This is a genomic window from Streptomyces sp. A012304 (assembly GCF_026008495.1).
In the GTDB taxonomy this organism is placed as follows: Bacteria; Actinomycetota; Actinomycetes; order Streptomycetales; family Streptomycetaceae; genus Streptomyces.
The window spans coordinates 1-203 of record NZ_BQUN01000160.1; the positions used below are offsets into that span (position 1 = coordinate 1).

Consider the following 203-nt stretch of genomic DNA (forward strand, 5'->3'; position numbering starts at 1 on the left):
GGTGGTCATACGGCGTCGCCTCCGGGGTTGGCGACGCCGACTGTGTTCTCGACCGAGAGCAGGGAGTCCTGTCGGCCGGAGCCGATCCAGCGGACCAGGGCGACGAGGCCGAGGGCGAGGATGGCGAAGGCGGTGAGGAGCGCGCTGACGGCGGTGACGCTGGGGTCGATCTCGAAGGTGAGGGAGTTGTAGACCCGCACCGG

At 70.0% G+C, this 203-nt stretch carries 1 pseudogene; it reads right to left on the minus strand.

From position 1 onward, the window contains the following. Positions 1-5 precede the first annotated feature (5 nt). A pseudogene (locus tag ALMP_RS35310) lies at positions 6-203 on the minus strand (ABC transporter permease); the annotation flags it as partial.